This is a genomic window from Arthrobacter sp. FW306-1B-G06A, from assembly GCF_058781765.1.
The window spans coordinates 26,877-51,053 of the sequence record NZ_JBYSXB010000018.1 but is presented as its reverse complement, the minus strand read 5'-3'; the positions used below and the strand labels follow the sequence as shown (position 1 = coordinate 51,053).

General features: G+C 63.4%; 25 protein-coding genes. 11 read left to right on the top strand and 14 right to left on the bottom strand.

Going from position 1 to position 24,177, the window contains the following annotated elements; translation table 11 throughout:
* Positions 1 to 58 precede the first annotated feature (58 nt).
* A complete protein-coding gene (locus AC3WJM_RS11275) occupies positions 59 to 1,510 on the bottom strand; it encodes an amino acid permease (protein ID WP_492271909.1) in 1,452 nt (483 codons plus the stop codon).
* A 317-nt stretch (positions 1,511 to 1,827) separates the two neighbouring features.
* Between AC3WJM_RS11275 and AC3WJM_RS11270 the strand changes: the two genes are divergently transcribed.
* The 3 genes from AC3WJM_RS11270 to AC3WJM_RS11260 are packed head-to-tail and all read left to right on the top strand — an operon-like array spanning position 1,828 to position 5,708.
* On the top strand, positions 1,828 to 2,880 hold the full coding sequence (locus AC3WJM_RS11270) for a homoserine dehydrogenase (RefSeq protein ID WP_492271908.1): 1,053 nt from the start codon (positions 1,828 to 1,830) through the stop codon (positions 2,878 to 2,880).
* Positions 2,873 to 4,294, top strand: coding sequence for an aldehyde dehydrogenase family protein (locus AC3WJM_RS11265; RefSeq protein WP_492271907.1), 1,422 nt, complete (start codon positions 2,873 to 2,875; stop codon positions 4,292 to 4,294). Before AC3WJM_RS11270 ends, AC3WJM_RS11265 begins: the two co-directional genes overlap by 8 nt.
* Positions 4,295 to 4,298: 4 nt before the next feature.
* On the top strand, positions 4,299 to 5,708 hold the full coding sequence (locus tag AC3WJM_RS11260) for an aspartate ammonia-lyase (RefSeq protein ID WP_492271906.1): 1,410 nt from the start codon (positions 4,299 to 4,301) through the stop codon (positions 5,706 to 5,708).
* 11 nt (positions 5,709 to 5,719) lie between these two features.
* Here the strand turns inward: AC3WJM_RS11260 and AC3WJM_RS11255 are convergent, their stop codons facing one another.
* A complete protein-coding gene (locus tag AC3WJM_RS11255; protein ID WP_059388371.1) occupies positions 5,720 to 6,178 on the bottom strand; it encodes an Lrp/AsnC family transcriptional regulator in 459 nt (152 codons plus the stop codon).
* Positions 6,179 to 6,252: 74 nt separating this feature from the next.
* Here AC3WJM_RS11255 and AC3WJM_RS11250 point away from each other — a divergent pair, with 74 nt between their 5' ends.
* A complete protein-coding gene (locus tag AC3WJM_RS11250; RefSeq protein WP_492271905.1) occupies positions 6,253 to 6,975 on the top strand; it encodes an HAD hydrolase-like protein in 723 nt (240 codons plus the stop codon).
* 146 nt (positions 6,976 to 7,121) lie between these two features.
* The gene (locus AC3WJM_RS11245) at positions 7,122 to 7,331 is read left to right on the top strand and encodes a dodecin (protein ID WP_059388369.1); all 210 of its coding nucleotides are present in this window, start codon (positions 7,122 to 7,124) and stop codon (positions 7,329 to 7,331) included.
* 82 nt (positions 7,332 to 7,413) lie between these two features.
* On the opposite strand, the gene AC3WJM_RS11240 is transcribed toward AC3WJM_RS11245, so the two are convergent.
* The 3 genes from AC3WJM_RS11240 to AC3WJM_RS11230 all read right to left on the bottom strand — a co-directional run bounded on the left by AC3WJM_RS11240 (position 7,414) and on the right by AC3WJM_RS11230 (position 8,955).
* On the bottom strand, positions 7,414 to 7,686 hold the full coding sequence (locus tag AC3WJM_RS11240; protein WP_492271904.1) for a hypothetical protein: 273 nt from the start codon (positions 7,684 to 7,686) through the stop codon (positions 7,414 to 7,416).
* The gene (locus tag AC3WJM_RS11235; RefSeq protein ID WP_332602613.1) at positions 7,683 to 7,889 is read right to left on the bottom strand and encodes a hypothetical protein; all 207 of its coding nucleotides are present in this window, start codon (positions 7,887 to 7,889) and stop codon (positions 7,683 to 7,685) included. Before AC3WJM_RS11235 ends, AC3WJM_RS11240 begins: the two co-directional genes overlap by 4 nt.
* A gap of 145 nt (positions 7,890 to 8,034) precedes the next feature.
* Positions 8,035 to 8,955 (bottom strand): helix-turn-helix transcriptional regulator, encoded by a 921-nt coding sequence (locus AC3WJM_RS11230; RefSeq protein ID WP_284990830.1) that lies wholly within the window; start codon positions 8,953 to 8,955, stop codon positions 8,035 to 8,037.
* Positions 8,956 to 9,119: 164 nt separating this feature from the next.
* On the opposite strand from AC3WJM_RS11230, the gene AC3WJM_RS11225 reads away from it, so the two are divergent.
* From AC3WJM_RS11225 to AC3WJM_RS11205, 5 genes are read left to right on the top strand one after another with little or no spacing between them, the layout of a single operon-like run.
* Positions 9,120 to 9,965: an aldo/keto reductase gene (locus tag AC3WJM_RS11225; RefSeq protein ID WP_492271903.1), complete on the top strand. Its 846-nt coding sequence runs from the start codon at positions 9,120 to 9,122 to the stop codon at positions 9,963 to 9,965.
* A 28-nt stretch (positions 9,966 to 9,993) separates the two neighbouring features.
* Complete coding sequence (locus tag AC3WJM_RS11220) at positions 9,994 to 10,965, top strand: aldo/keto reductase (protein ID WP_441438117.1); 972 nt, start codon at positions 9,994 to 9,996, stop codon at positions 10,963 to 10,965.
* A complete protein-coding gene (locus AC3WJM_RS11215) occupies positions 10,962 to 11,966 on the top strand; it encodes an SDR family oxidoreductase (protein WP_492271902.1) in 1,005 nt (334 codons plus the stop codon). The genes AC3WJM_RS11220 and AC3WJM_RS11215 overlap by 4 nt, the downstream gene beginning before the upstream one ends.
* Positions 11,967 to 11,985: 19 nt before the next feature.
* Positions 11,986 to 12,816 (top strand): aldo/keto reductase, encoded by an 831-nt coding sequence (locus AC3WJM_RS11210; protein WP_059388362.1) that lies wholly within the window; start codon positions 11,986 to 11,988, stop codon positions 12,814 to 12,816.
* A gap of 32 nt (positions 12,817 to 12,848) precedes the next feature.
* Positions 12,849 to 13,919 (top strand): lactonase family protein, encoded by a 1,071-nt coding sequence (locus tag AC3WJM_RS11205; RefSeq protein WP_492271901.1) that lies wholly within the window; start codon positions 12,849 to 12,851, stop codon positions 13,917 to 13,919.
* A gap of 153 nt (positions 13,920 to 14,072) precedes the next feature.
* Here AC3WJM_RS11205 and malQ read toward each other — a convergent pair whose 3' ends face one another.
* Entirely contained in the window at positions 14,073 to 16,265 is a 2,193-nt protein-coding gene (malQ, locus tag AC3WJM_RS11200; protein ID WP_492271900.1) for a 4-alpha-glucanotransferase, read from the bottom strand.
* A 324-nt stretch (positions 16,266 to 16,589) separates the two neighbouring features.
* On the opposite strand from malQ, the gene AC3WJM_RS11195 reads away from it, so the two are divergent.
* Complete coding sequence (locus AC3WJM_RS11195; protein WP_441433752.1) at positions 16,590 to 17,615, top strand: PHP domain-containing protein; 1,026 nt, start codon at positions 16,590 to 16,592, stop codon at positions 17,613 to 17,615.
* On the opposite strand, the gene AC3WJM_RS11190 is transcribed toward AC3WJM_RS11195, so the two are convergent.
* From AC3WJM_RS11190 to AC3WJM_RS11155, 8 genes are all read right to left on the bottom strand, one after another.
* The gene (locus tag AC3WJM_RS11190; RefSeq protein ID WP_441438120.1) at positions 17,612 to 18,655 is read right to left on the bottom strand and encodes a HoxN/HupN/NixA family nickel/cobalt transporter; all 1,044 of its coding nucleotides are present in this window, start codon (positions 18,653 to 18,655) and stop codon (positions 17,612 to 17,614) included. The two genes, AC3WJM_RS11195 and AC3WJM_RS11190, sit on opposite strands and share 4 nt — an antisense overlap.
* A complete protein-coding gene (locus tag AC3WJM_RS11185; RefSeq protein ID WP_492271899.1) occupies positions 18,655 to 19,695 on the bottom strand; it encodes an urease accessory protein UreD in 1,041 nt (346 codons plus the stop codon). Before AC3WJM_RS11185 ends, AC3WJM_RS11190 begins: the two co-directional genes overlap by 1 nt.
* On the bottom strand, positions 19,692 to 20,309 hold the full coding sequence (gene ureG / locus AC3WJM_RS11180; protein WP_492271898.1) for an urease accessory protein UreG: 618 nt from the start codon (positions 20,307 to 20,309) through the stop codon (positions 19,692 to 19,694). Before ureG ends, AC3WJM_RS11185 begins: the two co-directional genes overlap by 4 nt.
* 16 nt (positions 20,310 to 20,325) lie before the next feature.
* On the bottom strand, positions 20,326 to 20,994 hold the full coding sequence (locus AC3WJM_RS11175) for an urease accessory protein UreF (protein ID WP_492271897.1): 669 nt from the start codon (positions 20,992 to 20,994) through the stop codon (positions 20,326 to 20,328).
* A 135-nt stretch (positions 20,995 to 21,129) separates the two neighbouring features.
* Positions 21,130 to 21,615 (bottom strand): urease accessory protein UreE, encoded by a 486-nt coding sequence (ureE, locus tag AC3WJM_RS11170; protein ID WP_306964211.1) that lies wholly within the window; start codon positions 21,613 to 21,615, stop codon positions 21,130 to 21,132.
* An 18-nt stretch (positions 21,616 to 21,633) separates the two neighbouring features.
* On the bottom strand, positions 21,634 to 23,379 hold the full coding sequence (ureC, locus tag AC3WJM_RS11165) for an urease subunit alpha (RefSeq protein WP_284990844.1): 1,746 nt from the start codon (positions 23,377 to 23,379) through the stop codon (positions 21,634 to 21,636).
* Positions 23,376 to 23,762, bottom strand: coding sequence for an urease subunit beta (locus AC3WJM_RS11160; protein WP_492271896.1), 387 nt, complete (start codon positions 23,760 to 23,762; stop codon positions 23,376 to 23,378). Before AC3WJM_RS11160 ends, ureC begins: the two co-directional genes overlap by 4 nt.
* Positions 23,763 to 23,771: 9 nt before the next feature.
* Positions 23,772 to 24,074 carry an urease subunit gamma gene (locus tag AC3WJM_RS11155; RefSeq protein ID WP_284990846.1) on the bottom strand — a complete coding sequence of 101 codons (303 nt, stop codon included), beginning with the start codon at positions 24,072 to 24,074 and terminating at the stop codon, positions 23,772 to 23,774.
* Between the last annotated feature and the right edge of the window lie 103 nt (positions 24,075 to 24,177).

Below are 24,177 nucleotides of genomic sequence, written 5' to 3'. Positions count from 1 at the left end.
GTCGGACAGCCCTCGGCCAGGGACAGCAGTCCCCGGCCGAGAGCTGGGTGAACGATGGTCAGCGATCCAGCAAAGACGGCGCGGCCGTGCGCGCCTTGCGTCCGTACTTGAGATAGAACAAGGCGTAGCAGGCTCCTACGAAGGGGACCCCGAAGTAGAGGGCGGCTACCTGGTTCGGGTCAAACGCGATACCGATCAACGAAATAAAGCAGAGCGAGAACGCCAGGATCGGAACTAGGGGAAACAGCGGGGCCTTATAGGGAAGGGCGGCGACGTTGCCGCCATTCTTGACGAAAGTCCGCCTGTGGAAGAAATGCGATGCGGCGATGGACATCCACACGCCGACGACGGCGAACCCTGCGACGGACACAAGGGCCAAGTACACCGTCTCGGGCGCAACCACGCTGCTGATGAGCGATGCCAGGCCACCCACCATGCTCACGGAGAGCGCAACCATAGGGATGCCGCGGCGGGTCAGCTTTCGCAACACGCGAGGGGCATGTCCTTCGTCCGAGAGAGAGTACAGCATGCGGGCGCACGAGAAGAGACCGCTGTTGCCGGCGGAAAGGAGCGCGGTGATGATGACGAAATTCATGGCGTCGGCGGCAAACGGGATGCCGATGGAGGAAAAGACCGTCACGAACGGGCTCTGGTCCAGGCCGACCTGATCAAACGGGATGGTGGCGGCGATGACCGCGATGGCCCCGACGAAGAAGATCAGCAAGCGGACGACGGTACTGCGCATGGCCTTCGGAATGCTCTTGGCAGGATCCGCGGTTTCGCCTGCCGCTACGCCGATGAGCTCGGAACCGGAGAAGGCATAGAACACTGCAAGCGCGGTGACCAGAACGCCAGTGAATCCGTTGGGGAAGAGACCCCCGGTGGTGTTGAAGTTCTCGAGGAGGAAGGGATGGTTGCCGGTCTCGCTCAATGGGTGGAAACCAAATAGTGCGGCACCCCCGAGCACGATCAGGACGATGATGGCTCCGACCTTGATGATCGCGAACCAGAACTCCGACTCTCCGAAGAACCGCGAAGAGACGGCGTTGAGGCCGAAAAGAACGGCGGCAAAGATGACACACCAGACCCACACGTCGATGTTTGGAAACCATCGCTGCATGAGGAGGCCGGCCGCTGTGAATTCCGAGCCGATGGCCACGGCCCAGCAAAGCCAGTAGAGCCACGCCGTGGTGAATCCCGTGGCTGGTCCGATCGACCGCGATGCGTAGATGTGGAAGGCTCCCGAGACTGGGTACGCGATGGCAAGTTCGCCAAGGCATGCCATTACCAGGTAGACCACGAAGGAGCCAATCAGGTAGGCGATGACCGCGCCGAGCGGTCCGGCCCGGGAGATCGTGTAGCCGGAACTCAAGAAAAGTCCGGAGCCGATCACCCCGCCCATGGCGATCATGACGAGGTGCCTGGGCCCCATGGACCGGCGTAGCCCGGATTCAGACGACGGAGGGGATGAGAGCTGTGGTTCTAGCGCGACGGGTAATGAGGATTCCATGGTGCCTCCGGGGTCGGTGGTCAGGTTGGTGGTCGAATCGGTGCGAAGAATGCGCGTGATACCTCGGGGGTCGAGGGGTGATCCGGATTGCCGGAGGTGCGCAAGGGGATGGTGATGAAGATAACACAGCGTAGTCGAATTGGTCATTAAAAACATTTGGGCATGCACATGTTGCACGCATGTTACTTGCGGGCGCTGATGTCGAATCGCTATGCGGATGGTCGATTCGCCCTATTCTTCGGCCGGAATCACATGCCCTGGCTGACATGGAATCCGGTCAATATTGGAGGACCGATGTAACTGACTGAAGGAGCAGCATGACCACCTATGACATTGCCCTGATCGGCTTTGGCGGCGTCAACAGGACCCTGGCCGAACTGATCGCAACACGCAATGAGGCACTTCGTTCCGGGCTGGGCTTTGGCCTCCGGGTCGTGGCAATCACCGACCTTCGCCTCGGATCCCTGGTCCAGCCTGATGGTATCGACCTCTCCATGGCCCTGGGCCTTGGCGGCGGGAGCGAAACCTTCGCCGAACACGGGGGATCCGCGGACACCAACAATGAGTCGGTCATCCGCTCGTGCACAGCAGACATCATCTGCGAAGCCACCTTCACAAACCCCGACGACGGCGAACCTGCGGTCTCCCATGTGCGGTGGGCCCTCGAATCGGGCAAGAGCCTCTGCACCACGAACAAAGGACCGGTTGCCCTCCGTGGGGCCGAACTGAATTCCCTGGCCGCGCAAAATGGCGTCTACTTCGAATACGAAGGAGCCGTCATGAGTGGCACGCCGGTGATCCGTTTGGCGAAGAAGATGTTTTCAGGACTCCGGTTGAATGGTTTCGAAGGCATTCTCAACGGAACCAGCAATTACGTGCTCGGTCGGATGGAAGCCGGCCTGGACTTCGAAGCTGCCGTCAGCGAGGCACAGGAACTCGGTTACGCCGAGGCGAACCCAGCAGCAGACATCGAGGGCTACGATGTCCAGCTCAAGGTCCTCATCCTCGCCAACGAACTGCTTGACGCGGGCATCGAACTCAAGGACGTCCGGCGGCAAGGGATCTCGACGGTCACGGCGGAAGATGTCCGAACGGCATCCCGGAACGGACGCCGCTGGAAGCTCGTCGGTTCGGCACGACGGAATCCTGACGGGACCGTCACCGCAGGTGTAGCCCCGGTCGCGGTGCCCCTTGACCACGGACTTGCCGGCGTTTCGGGCGCTACGAACGCCGTCTCCTTCGATACCGATCTACTTGGCCCGGTTACCGTATCGGGACCTGGAGCAGGTCGCGTGGAGACCGCCTACGCCTTGCTCTCAGACATCATCGCCATCCACTCAGCAAAGACAGGGGCGGCAGCACATGTCTGAGTCCACACTCTGCGCCACGGAAATGGTGCTGCCACGATTCCGTGAAGTGACGAGCCCCTACGATGGCAGGATCGTCGGCACGGTCCCCCTGACCGACGCTTGTGCCGCCGACGCCGTGCTCGAAGTGGCCCGGGCCGGCGCGCGAAAAGCACGGGCACTGTCCCGCAACACCCGGGGGAAAATCCTCGACACTGCTGCCACCGACATCGAACGGCGAAGCGAAGAGTTCGCCCGGACCATTGTTGCCGAGTCAGGCAAGACCATCCGCCAGGCCCGAAAGGAAGTATTGCGAGCCGTCAATACCCTTCGCCTGTCCGCGGCCGAAGCGCGCCGGAACGCCGGAGAGGTCATTCCCTTTGACTCATACGAGGGCTCGGAAGACCGGACCGGATGGTACTCGCGCGAACCGCTTGGCATCATTGCAGCGATCACGCCCTTCAACGACCCCCTCAATCTCGTGGCGCACAAGATCGGTCCGGCCATTGCCGGAGGCAACGCAGTGGTCCTCAAGCCCTCCGCCCTGACTCCCCTGTCGGCCCAACTCCTCGCGGACGCCCTCGTGGATGCTGGGCTTTCGCCTGAAGTCCTGACTGTTGTTCACGGGGATCGGGAGGTAGCCGAAACCATCATCCGGTCCCGGGATGTGAGAATGGTGTCCTTTACCGGCGGGTTCTCCACTGGGGAAAGCATTGCCCGCGCCGCCGGCCTGAAGAAGCTTTCCATGGACCTGGGCGGAAACGCACCTGTCATCGTCCTGAGCGATGCTGACATTGACGACGCCGTGGAATCTTGCGTCTCCGGAGCGTTCTGGGCCGCTGGCCAGAACTGCGTGGGGGTGCAGCGAATCCTTGTAGCCACACCGTTGTACGCCGATTTCCGCCAGCGCTTCCTGGAAGCGACAGCCCGATTGGTATCCGGAGATCCGTCGGATGAGCGGACGGACGTCGGGCCGATGATCAGCCCCGCTGCGTTAGACGAACTCAAAGCCAAGCTCGATGAGTCCATCCATGACGGCGCTGCACTTCTCGCAGGCAACGTGACGGTAGGCAATGTGCTTGAGCCGACTGTGCTGGAAGCGGTCCCGGCGGACAGCAGGCTGTGGAGGGAAGAAGTGTTCGGGCCTGTTGTCATGCTGCATGCTTTCAATACGTTCGAAGAAGCCATTGAAGTAGCAAATGCCATCGAATTCAGCCTTCACGCCGGCATTTTCACGGACTCCCTGAGCAACGCCATGGACGCCGCGCGCCGGATCGACGCAGGCGGAGTCATGATCAATGATTCCTCGGACTATCGGTTCGACGGCATGCCGTTCGGGGGTTCCAAATACGGAAGCCTCGGCAGGGAAGGTGTCCATTTTGCTTACGAAGAGATGACCCAGCCCAAAGTCGTCTGCATCAAGAACCGCGGGACATAGGGCCATGGCGAGCCGCATCGAGACCGATTCGCTCGGGAACATTCCCGTACCCGCCAACGCCTACTGGGGAGCACACACTGCCCGGGCATTGGAAAACTTCACCATCAGCGGCATTCCGATCTCCAGGCATCCGCACTTGGTACGCTCCCTGGCAATGATCAAGAACGCCGCGGCGCAGGCCAACTGCGAACTTGGGGTGCTCTCGCCCCGGCAGGCGGCAGCAATCCGCGAATCGTGCCGGGAAATCCAGGAAGGGCATCACCTCGAACAGTTCTGCGTTGACGTCATCCAAGGAGGGGCCGGCACCAGCACGAATATGAACGCGAATGAAGTGATCGCGAACCTCGGGCTGGAAAAACTAGGCCAGCGCCTCGGCGACTACCAGCACCTGCACCCCATCGACCATGTCAATCGTTGCCAATCCACCAATGACGCTTATCCAACCGCCATCAAGCTGGCCCTCATTTTCGCCATCGCGGAACTCAACCAGGAATTGGACAAGCTTGCCGAAACCGCCAGAAACAAGGGTGCCGAATTTGCCGATGTCGTGAAGATGGGTAGGACCCAGCTTCAGGATGCTGTCCCGATGACCCTGGGGCAGGAGTTCAATGCCTTCGCCGCCACGTTGGAGGAAGATCGCTCCCGGCTCCTGGAGTCCACCGATCTGATGCGCGAATGCAGCCTGGGGGCCACCGCCATCGGCACCGGCATTACCGCCGAACCGGGTTATCAGCAACTGGTGCTGCGGGCACTCTCCGAAGTTTCCGGCGTCGACGTCCTTCCTGCCAACGATCTGGTTGAGGCGACGTCCGACGTCGGAGTTTTCATGCACGTGTCGGGCATGCTCAAACGGACCGCAATCAAGCTATCCAAGATCAGCAGTGACCTCCGATTGCTGTCCAGCGGACCGCAGAATGGCTTTGGCGAGATCACCTTGCCTCCCCGTCAAGCGGGGTCGTCCATCATGCCCGGAAAGGTGAACCCTGTCATCCCCGAGACCATGAATCAGATCGCTTTCGCGGTTGCCGGAGCGGACACCGCGGTAACGATGGCTGCAGACAATGGCCAACTCCAACTCAATGCCTTCGAACCTGTCATCGCTCACGTCCTGCTTCAAGCCGTTTCATGGCTCAAACAAGGAGCTCGCGTTCTCCGCACACACTGCATGGAAGGCATCGAAGCGAACACCGACCGCCTCGCCCGCCAGACGGCAGCTTCGGTGGGCCTTGCAACGGCACTGGTTCCGGCCATCGGCTACGCGGCCGCGGCGGCGGTCGCCAAGGAAGCCCTGCGGGACGGATCACCGGTTCTCGACGTCGTTACCGGCAAGAACCTCCTGGACCGTGCCACCGCTCAATCGATGCTTGAATCGGCTGCGCTTCCGGTCAGGGGTACCCGCATATCAGCGGTCTGATCGCCAACTCCTCACGCGGTCGGCACTGCGCCACGCCGGATGAGACTGGAAAGCGTCATGGCCGTCACGGTATCCGTGACGCCCGGAAGTGCGGCGATCTGCTCCCAGATCTCTTGGATTCTCTCCAAGGACCGGGCTTCAAGCCTCACGAGAAGATCAAAGTCCCCGCTGACGACGTCGCACAAAACCACTTCCGGAATGGACCGCAAAACAGCAATGACATCCGAACCACGCACCCGGTCCTTCCGGTAGACCATAAGGAAAGCCGAGACGGACCCTTGCCCGGGTAGGCCAGCAACCAGCGTATATCCCTGGATGTATCCTTGCCGTTCCATCCGGTCGACGCGCTGGCGCACAGCATTCCTTGAAAGCAGGACTTTGCTCGCCAGTTCGGCATGACTAATGCGTGCGTTTTTGGTGAGCTCCGCAAGGATCCTCTGGTCTATGTGATCGAGACTCACGCGGTCCATGCCCACCCTTCAAAAAGTAATCCCTGTGCACAACCCAAGCAGAACCCGATCCACAACCGAAAGCTCCAGAAAAGATGATACTTCCGCATCACAGCCATCCAACGTTCGGCGCCATCACCTGCGTCCTGTTCGACATGGACGGAACACTTATCGACTCTGCCCCAGGTGTTACCTCAAGTGCTGCCCGGGCTTTGGAATCCGTGGGAGCGCCGGTCCCGAGGCCGGACGAACTACTCAGGTTTGTCGGGCCACCGATGGTCGAATCGTTCAGGGCAGTCTCCGGGATTGACGAAGCGACAGCCCAGAGAGCCCTCCAACACTATCGCAAGGCATACGCGGATCACGGCGCTGAGCAATCGAGCCTCTACGAAGGAGTCAAAGAACTGCTGGAGCAACTACACTCAGCCGGTATCCCCATGGCTGTTGCCACGTCCAAAGTGGAAGATCAAGCACTACGACTCGCACGACGCTTTGGAATCGAAAGCAACTTCATCACCATATGCGGGGCATCGGACGTTGAAAGACGGGCGACCAAGGCGGAAGTCATCGGTGAAGCACTGCTCCGCCTTGCCTCCCTGGGCATCGATATCTCCAACCCGGCAATGGTCGGCGACAGAAGTTATGACGTCGCGGGAGCCGCTGAGCATGGAATTTCCACCTTTTTCGCGCTCTGGGGGTACGGGGGAAATGAGGAGGCGTTGCACGCTGCTGCCACTGCCATCTCACCCACAGTTTTGCTGCCGATGATCCTGGCCTCATCAGTGAGCGAGCGTTCCGCCGTTTGGCGTCATAGGTGAGCGAGCGTCCGCCGAAAGGGCCGTATATGTGAGCGAGCGTCGGAGGGGACCAGACCCCTAGTCCGCCGGCCCTGCGTCGGCTAGTCTGCTTTCACGGCCTGCCAGGCCCGCAGTTCAGGCATCAAGGACGATCATGAGGAGCAAGAATGGCTGACCACACATATAGCGTTTCCGAAATTGTTGGAACTTCGTCCGAGGGCGTCGACGCCGCCATCAGGAACGGCATTGCGGCCGCGAGCCAGACCCTCCGGAACCTCGACTGGTTCGAGGTCAAGGAAATCCGCGGCCATCTTAGCGAGGGCGCCGTTGCCGACTGGCAAGTAACCATCAAGCTCGGATTCCGCCTGGAGCGTTAAGAAGCCCCAAAACCCCCCAAAACGACGATGGCCGCCAGCCTTTCTGTGGAAAGGCTGGCGGCCATCAGTTGCGAGGCTGGACTCACCCGCGGGTCCAGACTTGGACGGGGTCACCGCCACAGAGGAGTCGCCGGCCACGGCCGGCAAATTCGATCCACAGGAATTCCTGGTCCGACGAAACTTCGTCCACAAGGCCGGCGTCGAAGCCCCATTTGTCCTCGTGGATCCAGACGGTTTCGCCGCGGCTGAGCTCCGACCATTTCGACGGCGGCAAGCGAAGTGCCGCTCCAGCGGGCCGTTGCGCCGACGTCGTCAAGTGGCTTGGGCCCCACGCCCCCAAGGTTTCGGGACTCATCGGGACTCGGCTACCAGGTACTGGCGGTGCCAGACCGTTGCCGCACCGTTATGGGCCGGGAAGACGTGGCCTTCGAAGAACGTGTGCACCACGTGGGGTTCACCTTCGGGGCTCCACTGACCGGATGCCGGGCAATGCGAGCCCGTGGATCCCGCGGACCCGGCGGTGGTTGCCCGTTCCCTCAGCAGCGCGATGCGTTTCATCGTTGAATTCCATCCTTGATATGCGAAAAGGTCTGGATTCAGCGTAAACGCGATTCAAAAGCCGCCCAATGGGCACATAGACAGAATCACGCTGATTCACTATGCAGCAGCACAGTGACGTGGAGCACTTTTGGCTGAAACTCCCTCAGCTCTCGTCCATCGCATGACGCTCGGACAACTCCGCGCCCGGCGCCGTTCCGGCAGCAAACGTCGTTCCGGCACCAAACGCCGTTCCCGCACCAAAGCTGCCCAGCAATTTCAAGGCATCATCCGACGGCGAACCCGCCTTCGCTGAATAGACCCGCAGGACCTGGTCCGGGTCCTCCGGCAGCGCCAGATTCTCGAAGTTCAGTTCCACGTCCCCCACCGTGGGGTGGTGCAAGCGGACCGTGCCGGCCGAGCGCGCGGCCACTCGATGCCCTGCCCACCATTGGCGGAAATGTTCGCTGTTCACGGCGAGTTCGCCCACGAGCTGGTTCGCTTGTGGATCGTCGGGGTGCCGCCCGGTATCCGCACGCAGGGAGCCGGCGGCTTCCGCGGCAACCGTCTTCCAGTCCCGGAACAGTTCGCGTGCCTGCGGGTCCAGGATCAGCCAGCGAGTGAGGTTCCGCTCGGCGGGAGGCATGGACGGGAAGTCGGCAAACAGCAAGACCGCCATGCGATTGGCTCCGAGCACGTCGCTGCGCCGGCCAAGCAGGAGCGCCGGAACGTCGCCCACGGCGTCCAGAAGTTGGCGCAAGGCCGGCCGCACCCGTGGTGCGGGAGTCGGCGCCTTGGCAGTCGACGCGCAGTGCTCAAGCAGGTCCATCATGTGGGTGTGCTCGCTTGAGTCCAAGCGAAGAGCCCGCGACACCGATTCGAGGACCGCCCGCGAAGGATGGATATGGCGGCCCTGTTCGAGGCGGGTGTAGTAGTCCGTGCTGACATCGGCCAAGCGGGCAATCTCTTCCCTGCGCAGCCCTGGAACGCGGCGCGCGCCGGACGCTTCCGGCAAACCGGCGTCCTCCGGCGACATCCGGGCACGCATGGCTTTGAGGAACTTTCCGAACTCGGCACTTTGACCCATGTGCCTATTCTTCCTTCCCTCAGGGCTTGTTTCTACGGCCAAGGTAGGACTCCGAGTCCTAGGAAAAACAGGGGGCGTCAAAACTACTGATTGTTGTGCCGAAAGTGCATAGGCTCGAAAAAGCCAGTCAGGCAATCCACCCACCAGTGACGAAAGGGCAAGACATGTCCAACGCTCAGAATTCCACCGTTCCCGGGCTCGTCCTGAACAACTCGGTCACCATCCCCCAGCTCGGCTTCGGCGTCTTCCAGGTCCCGCCTGCCGAGACCCAGAAGGCCGTGGAGGACGCTCTGGAGGCCGGTTACCGGCACATCGACACCGCCGCGGCCTACCGGAACGAATCCGGTGTCGGCGCGGCAATCAAGGCTTCCGGCATCGCCCGGGAAGAACTCTTCATCACCACCAAACTCCGCAACGGCGAACAGGGCCGGGCCGCGGCGGCATTCAACCACAGCCGCCGCGAACTCGGCCTGGACGTCATCGATCTCTACCTGATCCACTGGCCCGTCCCGTCTCAAGGCTTGTTCGTGGATGCGTGGAAGGCACTCGAAAAGATCCATGCCGACGGCGGCGCCAGGGCAATCGGCGTCTCCAACTTCTTGCAGGATCATCTCGACACCCTGCTCGAGTTCGCCGACGTCGTTCCCGCCGTCAACCAGATCGAGCTGCACCCGACCTTCCAACAGCGGGAACTGGCGGCGAAGAGCCGCTCGCGCGGAATCGCCGTCGAGGCGTATAGCCCGCTGGGGCAAGGAGCGGATCTGGGGTCGCCAACGGTCGCCGAACTTGCCGAAACGCACGGTGTCACCCCCGCACAGATCGTGCTGGCCTGGCACCTCGGAACCGGCAACATCGTCATCCCCAAGTCCGTCCACCCCGAGCGGATCCGCCAGAACCTCGCGGCGGCAGCGCTGCAGCTCACCCCGGACGAACTGGCAGCCATCAGCGCGCTCGACGCCGGTACGCGCCTCGGCGCGGACCCCGCCGTCGCGTCCTTCAGCCAAATGTAGAAACCACCAGCGTAAGGAACCCAAAACCATGCAGTACACCCACTTGGGCCGTTCAGGGCTCAGCGTCTCCCGCTTGTGCCTCGGAACCATGAATTTCGGCCCGCAGACGGAGGAATCCGCAGCGCATTCCATCATGGACTCGGCCCTGGACTCGGGCATCAACTTCTTCGACACCGCCAACGTCTACGGCGGCCACGACAACCGGGGTTGGACCGAGGAAATCCTGGGCCGCTGGTTCGCCAAGGGCGGCGAGCGCCGCGAGCGCGTCGTCCTCGCCACCAAGCTCTACGGAACCATGACTGACCGCCCCAACGAGTCCAAGCTCTCCGCCCTCAACATCCGGCGCGCCTTGGACGCCAGCCTCAAGCGCCTGCAGACCGACTACATCGACGTCTACCAGTTCCACCACGTGGACCGGAACACGCCGTGGGACGAGATCTGGCAGGCCATCGAGGTAGCGGTCCAGCAGGGCAAGATCCTGTATTCCGGAAGCAGCAACTTCGCTGGCTGGCACATCGCCCAGGCCCAGGAGGCTGCCGCACGGCGCAGCTACAACGGACTCGTGAGCGAGCAGTCCATCTACAACCTGCTCACCCGCAACGTCGAACTGGAAGTCATCCCGGCGGCCCAGCAGTACGGCCTCGGGCTCATCCCGTGGTCGCCGCTTCACGGCGGGCTCTTGGGCGGGGTGCTGAAGAAGGAACGCGACGGCGTCCGTCGCCTTGAGGGCCGCGCGGCGGAGACCCTGAAGAAGCATGAAGACCAGATCCGCCAGTACGAGGACCTCGCCGACGACCTTGGCTACGAACCCGGCGACGTTGGCTTGGCTTGGTTGCTCCACCAGCCGGCTGTAACCGCGCCGATCGTGGGTCCGCGCACGCAGGAGCAGTTGGAAGCCGCCATCAGGGCTTTGGATGTCACCCTCGACGCCGATGCCCTCAAGCGGCTCGACGACATCTTCCCGGGCCACCGGACCGCGCCGGAAGACTACGCGTGGTGACGTCGGCACCGTTGCGCCTGCTGTTCATCGGCGGGACCGGGACCATCAGCGCGGCGGCGGCGGAGCGCGCCGTCGCGCTGGGTCATCGGCTCACCGTGCTCAATCGCGGAGTGAGCTCGGAAAGGCCGGCCCCTCCGGGCACGGAATTGCTGCAGGCGGATATCCGCAACCCCGCCGAGGTGGCGGAGGTGCTGAACGGCCGCGAGTTCGACGTCGTCGCGGACTTCATCTCTTTCACGCCGGAGCATGTGGCCGCCGCGGTGGAGCTGTTCCGCGGCCGGACCGGTCAGTACGTGTTCATCAGTTCGGCCTCGGCCTACCAGAAGCCACCCGCACACTTGCCGATCCTCGAATCGACCCCGCTCAGGAACCCGTTCTGGAAGTACTCCCAGGACAAGATCGCGTGCGAAGACTTTCTCGTCCGCGCCTACCGCGACGAAGGATTCCCCGTGACCATCGTCCGGCCTTCGCACACCTACGACCGCACGCGGATCGCCCTCCTGGGCGGCTGGACGGACATCCATCGGATGCGGGAAGGCCTGCCCGTGATAGTCCACGGCGACGGTACCTCGCTGTGGACCCTCACGCACGCGGATGATTTTGCAGTCGCTTTCGTCGGCCTCCTCGGCCGGCCGCAGGCTGTGGGTGAAAGCTACACCATCACCTCGGACGAAGCACTCCCGTGGGACCAGGTATACCGGCTCTTCGCCACAGCGGCAGGGGTGCCGGAACCCGAACTGGTGCACATCGCCTCGGACACCATTGCAGCGCACTCCCCGGAGCTTGGCCCTGGGCTTCTCGGGGACAGGTCCCACTCCGTGGTCTTCGACAACACCAAGATCAAAACGCTGGTGCCCTGGTATCGGGCAGAAATTCCGTTCGCGGCGGGCGCACGGGAGATCGTCCGGTGGCATGATGAACATCCAGGCATCAAGCACGTGGACCAGGACTTCATGAAACTCAGCGATCAAATGGTCCAATGGGCACGGAGGCCGATCTAGCAACTGAAAGGACAGGACCATGGCACTTGCTCCGACTGTCAGGCTCAACGACGGTAATGCCATTCCGCAGATCGGCCTCGGAACCTGGCCCCTCGACGACGCCCAGGTCGCCACGGCGGTGGTGTCCGCCGTCGAGCTTGGCTACCGGCACGTCGACACGGCGTACCGCTACGGTAACGAGGCCGGCGTCGGGCAAGGCGTGCGGGACTGCGGGGTCCCGCGGGAGGAACTGTTCATCACCACCAAACTGGACGGCACCCACCAGGGCCGCGATCGCGCCGTCGAGGGCCTTGAAGGATCCCTCAAGCGCCTCGGGCTGGACTATGTGGACCTCTTGTTGATCCATTGGCCGCTCCCCCAACGGAATGAATTCGTATCCACTTGGGAGACATTCGAGCGGCTCCAGGCTGAGGGGAAGGTGCGTTCGATCGGCGTGTCCAACTTCAAGCCCTCGCACCTTGAGCGGCTCCTCGAGGAAACCTCGGTGGTGCCGGCCGTCAACCAAATCCAAATCTCGCCATCCATCACCCGAATCGATGAGCGTGCCTTCAACGGCAACCATGGCATCGCCACAGAATCGTACAGTCCGTTGGGGGCCGGCCGCGATCTCCTGAATGCCCCGGTGCTGGCCGCCATCGGGAAGAAACACGGAAAGACTCCCGGTCAGGTGGTGTTGCGCTGGCACGTCCAGGAGGGGCTCGTCGCCATCCCGAAGTCCGCCAACCCCGCGCGCATGAAGGAAAACCTGGACGTTTTCGGCTTCGCTTTGGATCATGACGACCTGTCCGCGATCGCCACTTTGGACGCGGGCGCCGATGCCGGTGTCGACTCTGACGTACAGGGACACTGATACAGGTTTCACTCACCAACACTGAGGACGGCATGGCAGAGAACATCGACGGAACGCTCATCTGGACGGGCGCGTACACCGCGGACAGCGACGGGAACGGATTGGGCATTGGGGCAGTCGCCGCGCGCGAAGATGGCAGCCTGAGTTGGCTGGGCACCGCCGTCGAAGCGCCGTCGCCGTCGTTCCTTGCCGTTCATCCCACGCTGCCAGTGGTCTATGCAGTGGCCGAGGCCGCGCAGACGGTCCGGGCGTACCGGCGGACCGGGCTGTTCGGCCTCGAGCCGCTCGGCGAGGCCTGGCCAGCCGGAGCTGCGGCCTGCCACGTCGCCGTCGACCCTTCCGCACGTTTCATCGTGGTCGCCTGTTGGGGCGACGGCAACGTTTTGCTGTACGGGCTCGACGACGACGGCGGCATCACCTCGCGCTTTGCCGCACCGCCGGCGAAAGACCCGCACGCCGGTGTCGAAGGCGGCCTCGACATCGCCACGGGCGGACCCCGGGTGAGCCGTGCCCATGCAAGCCTCATGCTCGAGGACGGCCGGATCATGACCACCGACCTCGGCTTCGACCTCGTACGGGTGTGGAATTACTTCCCCGACACCGGCCTCCTCAAGGACCACGAAGTCGCGCTCCCGATGGGCAGCGGCCCGCGACACTTGGTCCAGCACCCCTCCGTCGACGCAGTCTTCGTGGTGACCGAGTACTCCATCGAAGTGGTGGTGCTCCTGCCGGGCGCGGACGGCCGCTTTGCGCTCCACCGTCGCGGCCCTGCGACAGCCGGTGGAGCCGCCGACGGCGACGCGGCAGCGGAAATCGCGCTTTCCCCGGACCATCGCTTCGTCTACACGGGCATCCGCGGTTCCAACCGGATCTCGGTATTGGCTGTCGAAGGCAGCGGAACCCGGCTCCGGCCCGTGGCTGACGTGCCCGGCGGGGGAGACTGGCCCCGCCATCACCTGGTCCGCGACGGCTGGCTCCATGTGGCGCACGAGCGTTCCAACCAAGTCACAACCTTTGCACTGAACCCTGCCACGGGTATACCGGGGGATGTCCTCGAGCAGGTGGACGTGGGTTCCCCTACCGTTTTGGTCATCGCCCCCTGACGGGCCAAAACAGCGACGCTCGCTCACAAATGCGGCCAAAATCGGGAACGCTCGCTCACCAAGGTGAGCGAGCGTTCGAGGGAAAAGGCCCAAAGGTGAGCGAGCGTCGTGGGGAGGGCCAAAGAGGCGAGAACTCACGTCTCGATGCGTTGCCTATCCCCGCACAGCCTCGTCCACTGCCGCCAGCAGGGAGTTGAACCGCGGGTTCGCGTCAAGGTCATCGATCAGCACCGCGCGGCCGTGGTCGTCGGCCAGCGGTACTTGCCAATTGGGGTAGACCTCCGACGTCGTTCCCGGTTGGTTCTGCACACGCCGCTCCCCCACGGCGTCCACCAACGCAACGCCGAGCAGGACCGATGGCGCGAGGGCCAGCAAGCGATGGAGCGCCTCAATGACCTGTTCCTCGCCAAGCACCTTTCCGTCGGCCGGCAGCAGGCCGCGTTCCCGCAGCAACCCCATCATCTTGTCCAGGCTGGCCTCGTGCTCGGCCCGTTCCTCGGCCACGCTCCGTTCAAGCAAACCCAGTTGGCTGCGGAGTTCCACGTGATCGCCGGCGAGGTACCCCGCAGTCGGAGGGAGGTCGTGGGTGTTGACGCTGGCGAGGGCCTGCGTTCGGTAGCGTTCGGGCGGGAGCGGCGAGTCGCCGTCGTACTCGAACCAGAGGATCGAGGTGCCCAGGATGCCGCGGGCGGCAAGGTAGTCCCGCACCCACGGCTCAAAGACGCCCAGGTCTTCGCCGATGACCACGGCACCCGCGCGATGCGCTTCCAAAGCGAGGATGCCGATGAGGGCCTCGTGGTCGTAGCGGACATAGGCGCCGTCGCCGGCCGAGTTGCCGGCGGGCACCCACCACAGGCGGAACAGCCCCAAGATGTGGTCCACGCGGATTCCACCGGCATGGCGAAGGACGGTGGAGAGCATCGCGCGCAAGGGCGCGTAGCCCGCCTCTGCCAGACGGACCGGGTGCCACGGCGGCTGGTTCCAGTTCTGGCCCAGCTGGTTGTACATGTCCGGCGGTGCGCCCACGCTGACGCCCGGTGCGAAGCTGCTGCGCAGGGTCCAGGCGTCGGCGCTGCTCAAGTCCGCCCCGACGGCGAGATCGTGCACTACTCCCAACCGCATGCCGGATCGCTTCGCCGCGACCTGGGCCGACTCGAGTTGCTCATCGCAGATCCACTGAAGCCAGCGGTGGAAACCGATCCGGTCGGCCAAAGCCTGGCGCATCGACTCGACCTTGGGCGAACCGAGGGTGGCCGCGGGGTCCTGCCAGAAGGGGTCGTCCGGCGACCGGTCTTCACGGATCGCGCACCAAAGGGCGAAATCGTCCAGGCCGGGGCCGGACTCGCGGCAGAACTCCTCAAAGGCGCGTTGCCGGGCCGGAGAGAGCTTGACCGTGTGAAGGAGTTCCAAGGCAGCGAGCTTCGCGGCAAAGATCTGGTCCCGGTCCAGCCGTTCGGCGTCCTTGTTGAGCGCGTGGACGTGGTCCAACAGCCGGTCCACCGTGGCGCGCTTGCGAGGCTTAACGTATGCCAATTCGGGAATGGATTCGACCCGGATGTAGAGGGGGTTGAAGAATCGCCTGGTGGAGGGAGAGTACGGCGATGCTTGAATGGGAGGCACCGGATCTGCGGCATGCAGTGGGTTCACCAGGACGTAGTCGGCCCCTCGCGCGCCGGCTAACGATGCCAAATCGGCAAGGTCCGCGAAATCCCCGATACCCCATGAGCGCTTCGAGCGTACCGAGTACAGTTGCGTGGCGAGTCCCCAGCCCCGTCGTTCCTCAAGCCCTGCCGCCGTCTGCAACGAGGCTGGAACCACGGCGAGCGCGGCGGTGGCCGTCACGCCGTCGGACTCGGCCGTGAGCGAATGCCAGCCGAGCGGCAAACCGGCCGGAACCTCAAACGTTGCACGGCCTGTGGGCACTCCATCAACGTCGCGCGGCGGCGCCCAGTCCTCCTGTTGAACGGCGGCAAGTTCCGTTCCGTCCTCGAGCGAGATCGTCAGGCGGGCCGGCGAACCGTCGCGGACGTGGACGTGGACAGCCGCCGTCGTTCCTTCTTGGACGACGACGGCGGGCGGCAGCATCCGCCGCCACGGCGCCACTTCCGCGTCCGCAAGGGCCGCTTCGATCTGCTCGTCGGAATGGGCGGCGACCCCAAGGGCACCAAGCACCTGGATCAACGTGGTGGGCGAAACGTCGTGCTGCAGCCCATCCCAGCCATGGAACGACGTCCCGACGCCGTGAGCATCCGCGAGCCGGTGAAGCAGGTCCTCGTCAATGGCGGGGTTGGTAGCGGGTGGAATCGCCGTGGTGTCGGTGGCCTGCTGGATGGGAGTGTTGGTCATGTCCGCCTCGTCTGCGATGTGATTCGTCCGAAGGTGCATACCGCCCCGCGTGCAACTCAAGCGAGGCAACTGGTTCCGATTATTGCAGGGCGGTGATGGCCGTCCCACTTATTCCGGCAGCATGACGCCCCCATTCCGAAACCCTCGCTCACATGATCTGAGCGAGCGTCGGTCGAAACACCCGCATACGTGAGCGAGCGTCGGTCGAAACACCCGCATATCCGAGCGGGCGTCCGAAGTCCCGAACCCTCGCTCACAAACAACCACCAAAATCCGAACCCTCGCTCACATACGTATGGGCGCGGCGTGGTACATGATTGAGCCATGGACGCCATCGACGCGCTCAATGAAACCGCCTTCTGGCTGGAACGGGAACTCGCGGACAGCTTCAAGGTCCAGGCCTTCCGCCGGGCTGCGGGAGTCATCGCCGGACTGAGCCACGAGGAACTGACTGCCCGGCTCAAGGATGGCCGCCTCAAGCGGACCAAGGGAATCGGCAGCCGGACCTTCGAGGTGATCAGCCAGGCCCTGGGCGGCGCTGTTCCCGACTACCTTGAGAACCTCCGCCGTCGCGGCGCCGAACCTTTGGTCAACGGTGGACACGAGCTGAACGCCGAGCTCCGGGGCGATCTGCATAGCCACAGCAACTGGTCGGACGGCGGCTCGCCGATTGAGGTTATGGCCGACGCGGCTCGTATACTCGGTCGGGAATATATTGCATTAACCGATCACTCCCCCAACCTCACTATCGCCAACGGGCTCAGCCCCGAGCGCTTGATGGAGCAGCTCACCGTTGTGGATGGAATCAACGAACGGTACGGGCAAGAGTCGGGCTTTCGGCTATTGGCCGGCATCGAAGTGGACATCCTTGAAGACGGAGAGCTGGACCAGTCCGCGGAACTGCTGAGCCAACTGGACGTTGTAGTGGCCAGTGTCCACTCGAAGCTCAGGTCGGACAAACGGCCCATGACCCGGCGGATGCTCACTGCCATCGAAAACCCGCACACGAACGTCCTCGGGCACTGCACCGGCCGCTTGGTGAAGGGATCGCGAGGAACGCGACCCCCATCGGAGTTCGACGCCGAAGAGGTGTTCGCCTCGTGCGCGGAACACAGGGTCGCCGTCGAGATCAATTCGCGGCCCGAACGCCAGGACCCGCCGGACGAATTGATTCAAATTGCCCTCGATGCCGGCTGCCTCTTCAGCATCGACAGTGACGCACATGCCCCCGGCCAGCTCGACTTCCTGCAGTACGGTGCGGAGCGGGCGGAAGCCAACGGGGTACCCGCCGATCGCATCATCACGACGTGGCCGTTGGATCGCCTTCTGCAGTGGCTCCAGCCCGGCTAGCGGCGCCGCGCCGCCCGGAACCGCAGGGCCGCAACCACCCACACGACGGCGAACAGCCCAATCAGCACCAGCCCGGCGTCACCGAGGTCTATTTCGCCCAGCCACGTGGTGACCGGATCGCTCAGTCCAAAGGCCGCATTGAGGAAACCGCCCAGTGTGATGACCGAGATGAAGAGCGCCGAAAAGGCCGAGATACCGGTGATAATGGCGTTGAATCCAAGCTTGCGCTGGGGATCGTGGATGGCGGATTTGTACATCCGCATCATGGCCACACCGTTGATGGAATCGCAAAGGGTCATCGCCGCGGTGAAGGCCAGCGGCAGCGCCAGGAGGGCAAGAACAGACACGCCCGCGAGCGACGCCGCCGTCGTGAGCACCAGCAGCCCGATGGTGGTGGCGGTGTCGAATCCAAGCCCGAACAAGAACCCGATCACGTAGATGTTCCGCGGACGCTGGACCTTGGATAGCGGCTTGGCCAAGAGCCGCGCCATGAACCCTTTGGTTTCGAGGTCGTCGACGGCGATCGCGCCGCCGGCCTGGGCGGCGCGGTACAGCTGAATCGTACGGAGGAACGCCGACCCGTTGAAGATACCCATGGCCAGCAGGAACATCCCGGACACGCCGCTGCCGATCAGCCCCAGCACGAGGTGTCCGGTGGTGCCGTCCTCCATGAGCTGGCCCACAAGGCTGGCGCCCCCAACCACCATCACACCGGCCAGGATCACCACGGAGCTGTGGCCCAGGCTGAAGGCAAAGCCGACACTCACGGGGTCCTTGCGCTGTGCCACGAACTTTCGGGTGGAATTGTCGATCGCCGCGATGTGGTCCCAGTCGTAACTGTGCTTGATACCGGCCACATAAGCCGTCAGCACGAGACCCAGCGCCAGCGGCTGCCCGCCACTGGCGCCACCCACCAACAGGAGTACGACGGCGGCAAGGTGCAGGAGGACGACGGAGCCGAACATGAACGCGAGGCGGGACTTCATCGGGAGATGCTCACGCCACCGGTACATCGAGGCGAGTTCCGCGAGTGACGTCATCAGTACTTCCTGAGATTCAGCGGTGCCCTGCCGTACCAGCGTCCGCGCAGAAGGCCTGTACATGCACCGAGCAATCGATTCAGTTCCTCGGTGCTGTTCGAGAGGGACCGCAGGACCAGGCCCGTCGTGCCTGCAAGGGTTCGGCTCAACGACAAGCCCGAGTACGCCTCGTACCCCGCCGTCAGCCGGTGCAGTTCATCGGCGAGCGCCTGGTCAACCCGCGGATCCACCACAACGAGCGAACCCAGGTGGCTGTACCCCTCCATGAAGCCCATTCCGGTCACATCCCCCAGGGGTGGCCGGATCAGGAGGTTGTCGAGCGCAAGCAGCACGGCGCCGTCGTTGCCCTCCACCTGGATCTCGTTCCGGAGCCGGAGTTCCCGGTACTTGAAGGAAGCGCCGTCCGGGGACCAGCCCGGAGTGATGACTTCCGCCATGATGAGGCTCGACGTCGGATGCACACTGATGTGCGTATCCTGCCGATAGCTGGCCTCCCGGTAGGCGATGAGCTGGTCGGGCGCCAACTCCAGTTCCGCCCCCTCCCCCAGCCGGATGTTCATCCGCTGCTCAGCAAACGATCCCGGAGTCCGATAGATCTTCGTGGCCGACTGAGTGGTCAAAAGCAGCGAAGCCCAAGCCTCGACCTCCACATCCACAACATAGAGATCCGCCCCCAAATACGCCCCGCCCGGATTGACCATGACATAACAAACCTGCCCAGACCCATCCAAGTAGTGCGGCCTCAAAACCCGCAAGGCACCCTGATGAAACTGCTGCACGGCCACGGAACGACCAGCACGAAGGGCGACAACGAGGTCGAGGCGCCCCCGAGGTGAGACGACAGCAGCAGCGGAGCCGGATATAGAGGGCCGCGGCGTGGCGGGCACCGCGATGGGCCCACTGCCGCGAGGGCCCCGACTCGAGCTTGCGAGAGTTGGGAGCGGCTGGGGACGGGCACGGCCCTCTATATCCGGCGAAGCGCCGCAAGCAGCGCCAGCAAGCGGGTCCAGCGCCTCAGCCGCCGTCGCCGTCGTGCTCATGACGCCAGGTCGAGCATCAGGACATCGTGCCGCATCCATGCGATGACCTTGTCCAGCCCTTCGTCGGTCTTCAGGTTGGTGAAGCAGAAGGGCTTGTCGCCGCGGAATTCCTTGGAGTCCCGTTCCATGACGGACAGGTCTGCGCCGACGAATGGGGCGAGGTCGGTCTTGTTGATGATGAACAGGTCCGACTTGATCATGCCTTGGCCGGCTTTGCGGGGGATTTTCTCGCCCTGGGCGACGTCGATGATGTAGATCGAGAAGTCCACGAGTTCGGGGCTGAACGTGGCGGAGAGGTTGTCGCCGCCGGATTCGACGAAGATGACCTGCAGGTCGTGGTGGCGTCTCTTGAGTTCCTCGATGGCCGCCGTGTTCATGGAGGTGTCTTCGCGGATGGCGGTGTGCGGGCAGCCGCCGGTTTCGACGCCGATGATGCGGTCTTCGGGAAGGATGCCGTTGGCCGCGAGGATTTTGGCGTCTTCGATCGTGTAGATGTCGTTGGTGATGGCGGCCATAGAGATTTCCCGGCTCATGTGGCGGGTCAGGCGCTCAACGAGCTGCGTTTTGCCGGCACCTACCGGGCCGCCGATACCGATCTTGATGGGTTCAGACATGTGTCCTCCTATGGTTCTAGCTCATGAACATGCGTGCACGTTGCCATTCGTGCCGCATCTGCGAAATTTCCAGGCCGGGGCTGACGGCTCCGAAGTCGTCCCAACTGAGGCGCCGGACATGTTCGACGGCGGCAGAGACGTCGTCGTGCGCTTTGCGCAGCAGCCGCTGCCCGGAGTTCTGGCCGAGAGGGATGGCGCGCACGGCGTTCTGGGTCAGCGAGGTGACCGCCGCGAAAAGGTACGCGGCCAGCGCTTCTTCGAACGGCACGCCCAACGAGCGCGCGACGACGGCGAACGCCAGCGGCTGATGGCCGGCGGCCCCGCCGGTGGTCACCATAGCCCGGTATTCTTCCAGCTCGGCCGAGGGAAAGACTTCGGTCCCGATCTCGATCAGCCGCCCGCCCATTTTGGTACTCGCCTCCCGCAACTGCCGAGGCAAGAGCTGAGCACTCAAATGAGCATCCAACTCCCCCAAATCCACCCCTTCATAAAGGAACCGGATGGCCAGCCCATCGGAATAAGTCAACTGCTGCCCCACAAACGCAGACAGCCAAACCCCAAAACTCCCCTCATCAGCCACGACCCCACGGTCGATGTACGTCTCAAACCCCAAAGAATGAGCAAACGCCCCGGTAGGAAGAGCGGAGTCGCACAACTGCTGGAGGGCGAGCTGATAGGAGCTCACTGCTGCCCCCCGAAGGTGACGTGGACGGCGTAGGTGGGTGATAGGGGCCGCGGCGTGGCGGGCACCGCGGAGCGGGCACGGCCCCTATCACCCACCGGAGGCTTGCCGACCGGGTTAACCGCAGCCGAAGCTGGCTCAGTGCGTGTGTTCAGCATGGCGGAAAGGCACCGGCATTACGCGTTCCTGGCGGTCATAAGGCACGCCGACGTGTTTGAGGTAGTCCTCGACCGTGTGGTCGTACTGGCACACCATGACTTCGGCCCCGTATTCGGAGTCGCCGTCGAAGAACTGGGCCTGCAGGTGCCTGTTGCCGAGGGAGTGCGCCACTACGCCCATTTCGTAGATGCTGCGCGCGGCGATGACCAGGACGTCGCTCGGCAGCACGGAGACCACGATGAGGTTCGCCTCCTCGACGGCGAGGATGTCGCCGTCGCGCAGGTCCCCGGATCCGGCGGGGAGGCGGATGCCGAGCTCCTTCCCGTGGTCCGTGGTGACGCGTTGGATGCGTTTGACCAGCTGGGCGCTGGGTAAGACGACCTTCTCCTTGTGGAGTTTGGCCAACGCCGCGGCCTCGGCCTGCGGCAGCTCGTGCAGGTTGCCGAGGATCTTTTCGATGATCATGTGGTCTCCTCCTGCGATCTAGAAAAGGAAGTAGCGCTGGGCCATGGGCAGCACGTCGGAAGGCTCACAGGTGACGTCTTCGCCGTCGACCGTCACTTTGTAGGTTTCGGGGTCGACGGCGATATCGGGGGTTTCCCCGTTGAACTTGAGGTCCGCTTTGCTCAGGTTCCGGATTCCGGAGACCGCCCGGATGACGCGTTCAAGGCCAAGCTCTTCCGGAACGCCGGCGTCGATGGCCGCCTTGGACAGGAAGGTAATGGACGACTGCTGCAGCGCTTTGCCGTGGGTGGCGAACATCGGGCGCATGGTGCGTGGCTGCGGTGTGGGGATGGATCCGTTGGAATCGCCCATGAGCGCGTAGGCGATCTGCCCGCCTTTGAGGACCAGTTCAGGCTTCACACCGAAGAAGGCCGGATTCCAGAGGACGAGGTCGGCGAACTTTCCCACTTCCACGGAGCCGATGGAGTCTGCCATTCCCTGCGCGATCGCGGGGTTGATGGTGTATTTGGAGATGTAGCGCTTGATCCGGAAGTTGTCGCTCTCCGCGCCCAAGCCGTTCGGAGCGCCGTGGCTTGCACCTGACGCATCCTTGAGGACGCCCCGCTGCCGCTTCATGGCGTCGGCCACTTGCCAGGTGCGGATGACCACTTCGCCCACGCGGCCCATGGCCTGGGAATCCGATGAGGTCATGGAGAAGATGCCCAAGTCCTGGAGCACGTCTTCGGCGGCGATGGTTTCGGCCCGGATGCGGGAATCAGCGAACGCCACGTCTTCCGGGATGTCCGGGTTGAGGTGGTGGCACACCATGAGCATGTCCAGGTGCTCTTCGATGGTGTTCCGCGTGTACGGGAGCGTGGGGTTGGTGGATGCCGGGAGCACGTTGGGCAATCCGGCGATCTTGATGATGTCCGGAGCGTGGCCGCCGCCGGCGCCTTCGGTATGGAAGGTGTGGATCACTCGGCCGTCGATGGCCTTGATGGTGTCCTCCACGAATCCGCACTCGTTGAGGGTGTCCGTGTGGATGGCTACCTGTACGTCGTATTCGTCGGCTACCCGCAGCGACATGTCGATCGAAGATGTCGTGGCGCCCCAGTCCTCGTGGACTTTGAGGCCCACTGCTCCTGCGCGGATCTGTTCGGCGAGCGGCTCGATGGCGGACGCGTGGCCCTTGCCGAAGAGGCCGATATTGATCGGCAGCCCTTCCGCGGCTTGCAGCATCCGCGAAATGTGCCATTTGCCAGGCGTGATGGTGGTGGCCTTGGTACCTTCGGCTGGTCCCGTGCCACCGCCGACCATAGTGGTGATGCCGCTGCACAGGGCCGTGGGGACTTGGTCCGGGGAAATGTAGTGGATGTGGGTGTCGACGCCGCCTGCAGTGAGGATCTTGCCTTCCCCGGCGATCATCTCAGTACTGGCCCCGATCACGATGTCCACGCCGTCGGCGATCTGGGGGTTGCCGGCCTTGCCGATCTTGAAGATGTGGCCGTCTTTGAGCGCCACATCGGCCTTGTAGATTCCGGTGTAGTCGAGGACCACGACGTTCGAAATGACGGTGTCCGGGACGTCCTCATCCCGGGTCACTTGGCCGTTCTGCCCCATGCCGTCGCGGACCACTTTGCCTCCGCCGAACATGACCTCTTCGCCGTAGACCGTGTAGTCCTTCTCGATCTCAAGGAAAAGTTCGGTGTCCGCCAAGCGGATGGAGTCGCCCGTCGTCGGGCCGTAAAGGTCTGCGTACTGCTTGCGCGAAATTTCGAAGCTCACTGGGCTGTCCCTTCTGTGCTGGCACCGGGCCGGTCGGTGCCGGCGGCAGCGCCGCCGTCGTTCTTTCCGGCGTCGACGTCAAGGGGACCGTTGACGGCGTTCCGCAGGCCGTAGACTTCGCGGCGTCCCGCAAGTGCAATGAGTTTGACGGTCTTGGAATCGCCGGGTTCGAAGCGCGCAGCCGTTCCGGCAGGGATGTCCAGCCGGCGGCCGAAAGCGGCTTCGCGGTCAAAATCGAGCGCGGGATTCGACTCGGCAAAGTGGTAATGCGAGCCCACCTGGACCGGGCGGTCGCCACGGTTGACGACGTCGACGGCGATTGCCTCGCGTCCGCTGTTGCAGGCGATGGGGTCTGCTTGGAGACGGTACTCACCGGGAATCATGTTGGCCTCCTAGCGGATCGGGTCGTGGACGGTGACGAGCTTGGTGCCGTCGGGGAAAGTGGCCTCGATCTGGACGTCATGGATCATCTCTGGCACGCCCTCCATCACGTCTTCACGGCGAAGCAAGGTGGTCCCGTAGCTCATGAGTTCTGCGACGGTTTTGCCGTCGCGGGCGCCCTCGATCAGTTCGTAGCTGATGACGGCCACGGCTTCGGGAAAGTTGAGCTTCAAGCCACGGGATTGCCGACGGCGGGCGAGGTCGGCCGCGACCACGATCATGAGCTTTTCCTGCTCACGGGGCAAAAGATGCATCGGTTCTCCTTAAAAGTTCTGTGCTGCAGAAGCGGACATCAGATCACTCGAGGCTCAGATAAGCCGAGGACGTCGGGGCAGCTATTACGGTTATAACGCCAAA

Bases quoted from the DNA above. Each gene is read 5' to 3' on its own strand.
- AC3WJM_RS11190 (WP_441438120.1), bottom strand. From the start codon at position 18,655: ATGACGTCACTCGCGGAACTCGCCTCGATGTACCGGTGGCGTGAGCAT.
- AC3WJM_RS11275 (WP_492271909.1), bottom strand. From the start codon at position 1,510: ATGGAATCCTCATTACCCGTCGCGCTAGAACCACAGCTCTCATCCCCT.
- AC3WJM_RS11260 (WP_492271906.1), top strand. From the start codon at position 4,299: ATGGCGAGCCGCATCGAGACCGATTCGCTCGGGAACATTCCCGTACCC.
- AC3WJM_RS11225 (WP_492271903.1), top strand. From the start codon at position 9,120: ATGTCCAACGCTCAGAATTCCACCGTTCCCGGGCTCGTCCTGAACAAC.
- AC3WJM_RS11155 (WP_284990846.1), bottom strand. From the start codon at position 24,074: ATGCATCTTTTGCCCCGTGAGCAGGAAAAGCTCATGATCGTGGTCGCG.
- AC3WJM_RS11195 (WP_441433752.1), top strand. From the start codon at position 16,590: ATGGACGCCATCGACGCGCTCAATGAAACCGCCTTCTGGCTGGAACGG.
- AC3WJM_RS11250 (WP_492271905.1), top strand. From the start codon at position 6,253: ATGATACTTCCGCATCACAGCCATCCAACGTTCGGCGCCATCACCTGC.
- AC3WJM_RS11220 (WP_441438117.1), top strand. From the start codon at position 9,994: ATGCAGTACACCCACTTGGGCCGTTCAGGGCTCAGCGTCTCCCGCTTG.
- malQ (WP_492271900.1), bottom strand. From the start codon at position 16,265: ATGACCAACACTCCCATCCAGCAGGCCACCGACACCACGGCGATTCCA.
- AC3WJM_RS11205 (WP_492271901.1), top strand. From the start codon at position 12,849: ATGGCAGAGAACATCGACGGAACGCTCATCTGGACGGGCGCGTACACC.
- AC3WJM_RS11230 (WP_284990830.1), bottom strand. From the start codon at position 8,955: ATGGGTCAAAGTGCCGAGTTCGGAAAGTTCCTCAAAGCCATGCGTGCC.
- AC3WJM_RS11270 (WP_492271908.1), top strand. From the start codon at position 1,828: ATGACCACCTATGACATTGCCCTGATCGGCTTTGGCGGCGTCAACAGG.
- AC3WJM_RS11255 (WP_059388371.1), bottom strand. From the start codon at position 6,178: ATGGACCGCGTGAGTCTCGATCACATAGACCAGAGGATCCTTGCGGAG.
- AC3WJM_RS11210 (WP_059388362.1), top strand. From the start codon at position 11,986: ATGGCACTTGCTCCGACTGTCAGGCTCAACGACGGTAATGCCATTCCG.
- AC3WJM_RS11265 (WP_492271907.1), top strand. From the start codon at position 2,873: ATGTCTGAGTCCACACTCTGCGCCACGGAAATGGTGCTGCCACGATTC.
- AC3WJM_RS11185 (WP_492271899.1), bottom strand. From the start codon at position 19,695: ATGAGCACGACGGCGACGGCGGCTGAGGCGCTGGACCCGCTTGCTGGC.
- AC3WJM_RS11240 (WP_492271904.1), bottom strand. From the start codon at position 7,686: ATGAGTCCCGAAACCTTGGGGGCGTGGGGCCCAAGCCACTTGACGACG.
- AC3WJM_RS11245 (WP_059388369.1), top strand. From the start codon at position 7,122: ATGGCTGACCACACATATAGCGTTTCCGAAATTGTTGGAACTTCGTCC.
- AC3WJM_RS11160 (WP_492271896.1), bottom strand. From the start codon at position 23,762: ATGATTCCCGGTGAGTACCGTCTCCAAGCAGACCCCATCGCCTGCAAC.
- ureG (WP_492271898.1), bottom strand. From the start codon at position 20,309: ATGTCTGAACCCATCAAGATCGGTATCGGCGGCCCGGTAGGTGCCGGC.
- ureE (WP_306964211.1), bottom strand. From the start codon at position 21,615: ATGATCATCGAAAAGATCCTCGGCAACCTGCACGAGCTGCCGCAGGCC.
- AC3WJM_RS11235 (WP_332602613.1), bottom strand. From the start codon at position 7,889: ATGAAACGCATCGCGCTGCTGAGGGAACGGGCAACCACCGCCGGGTCC.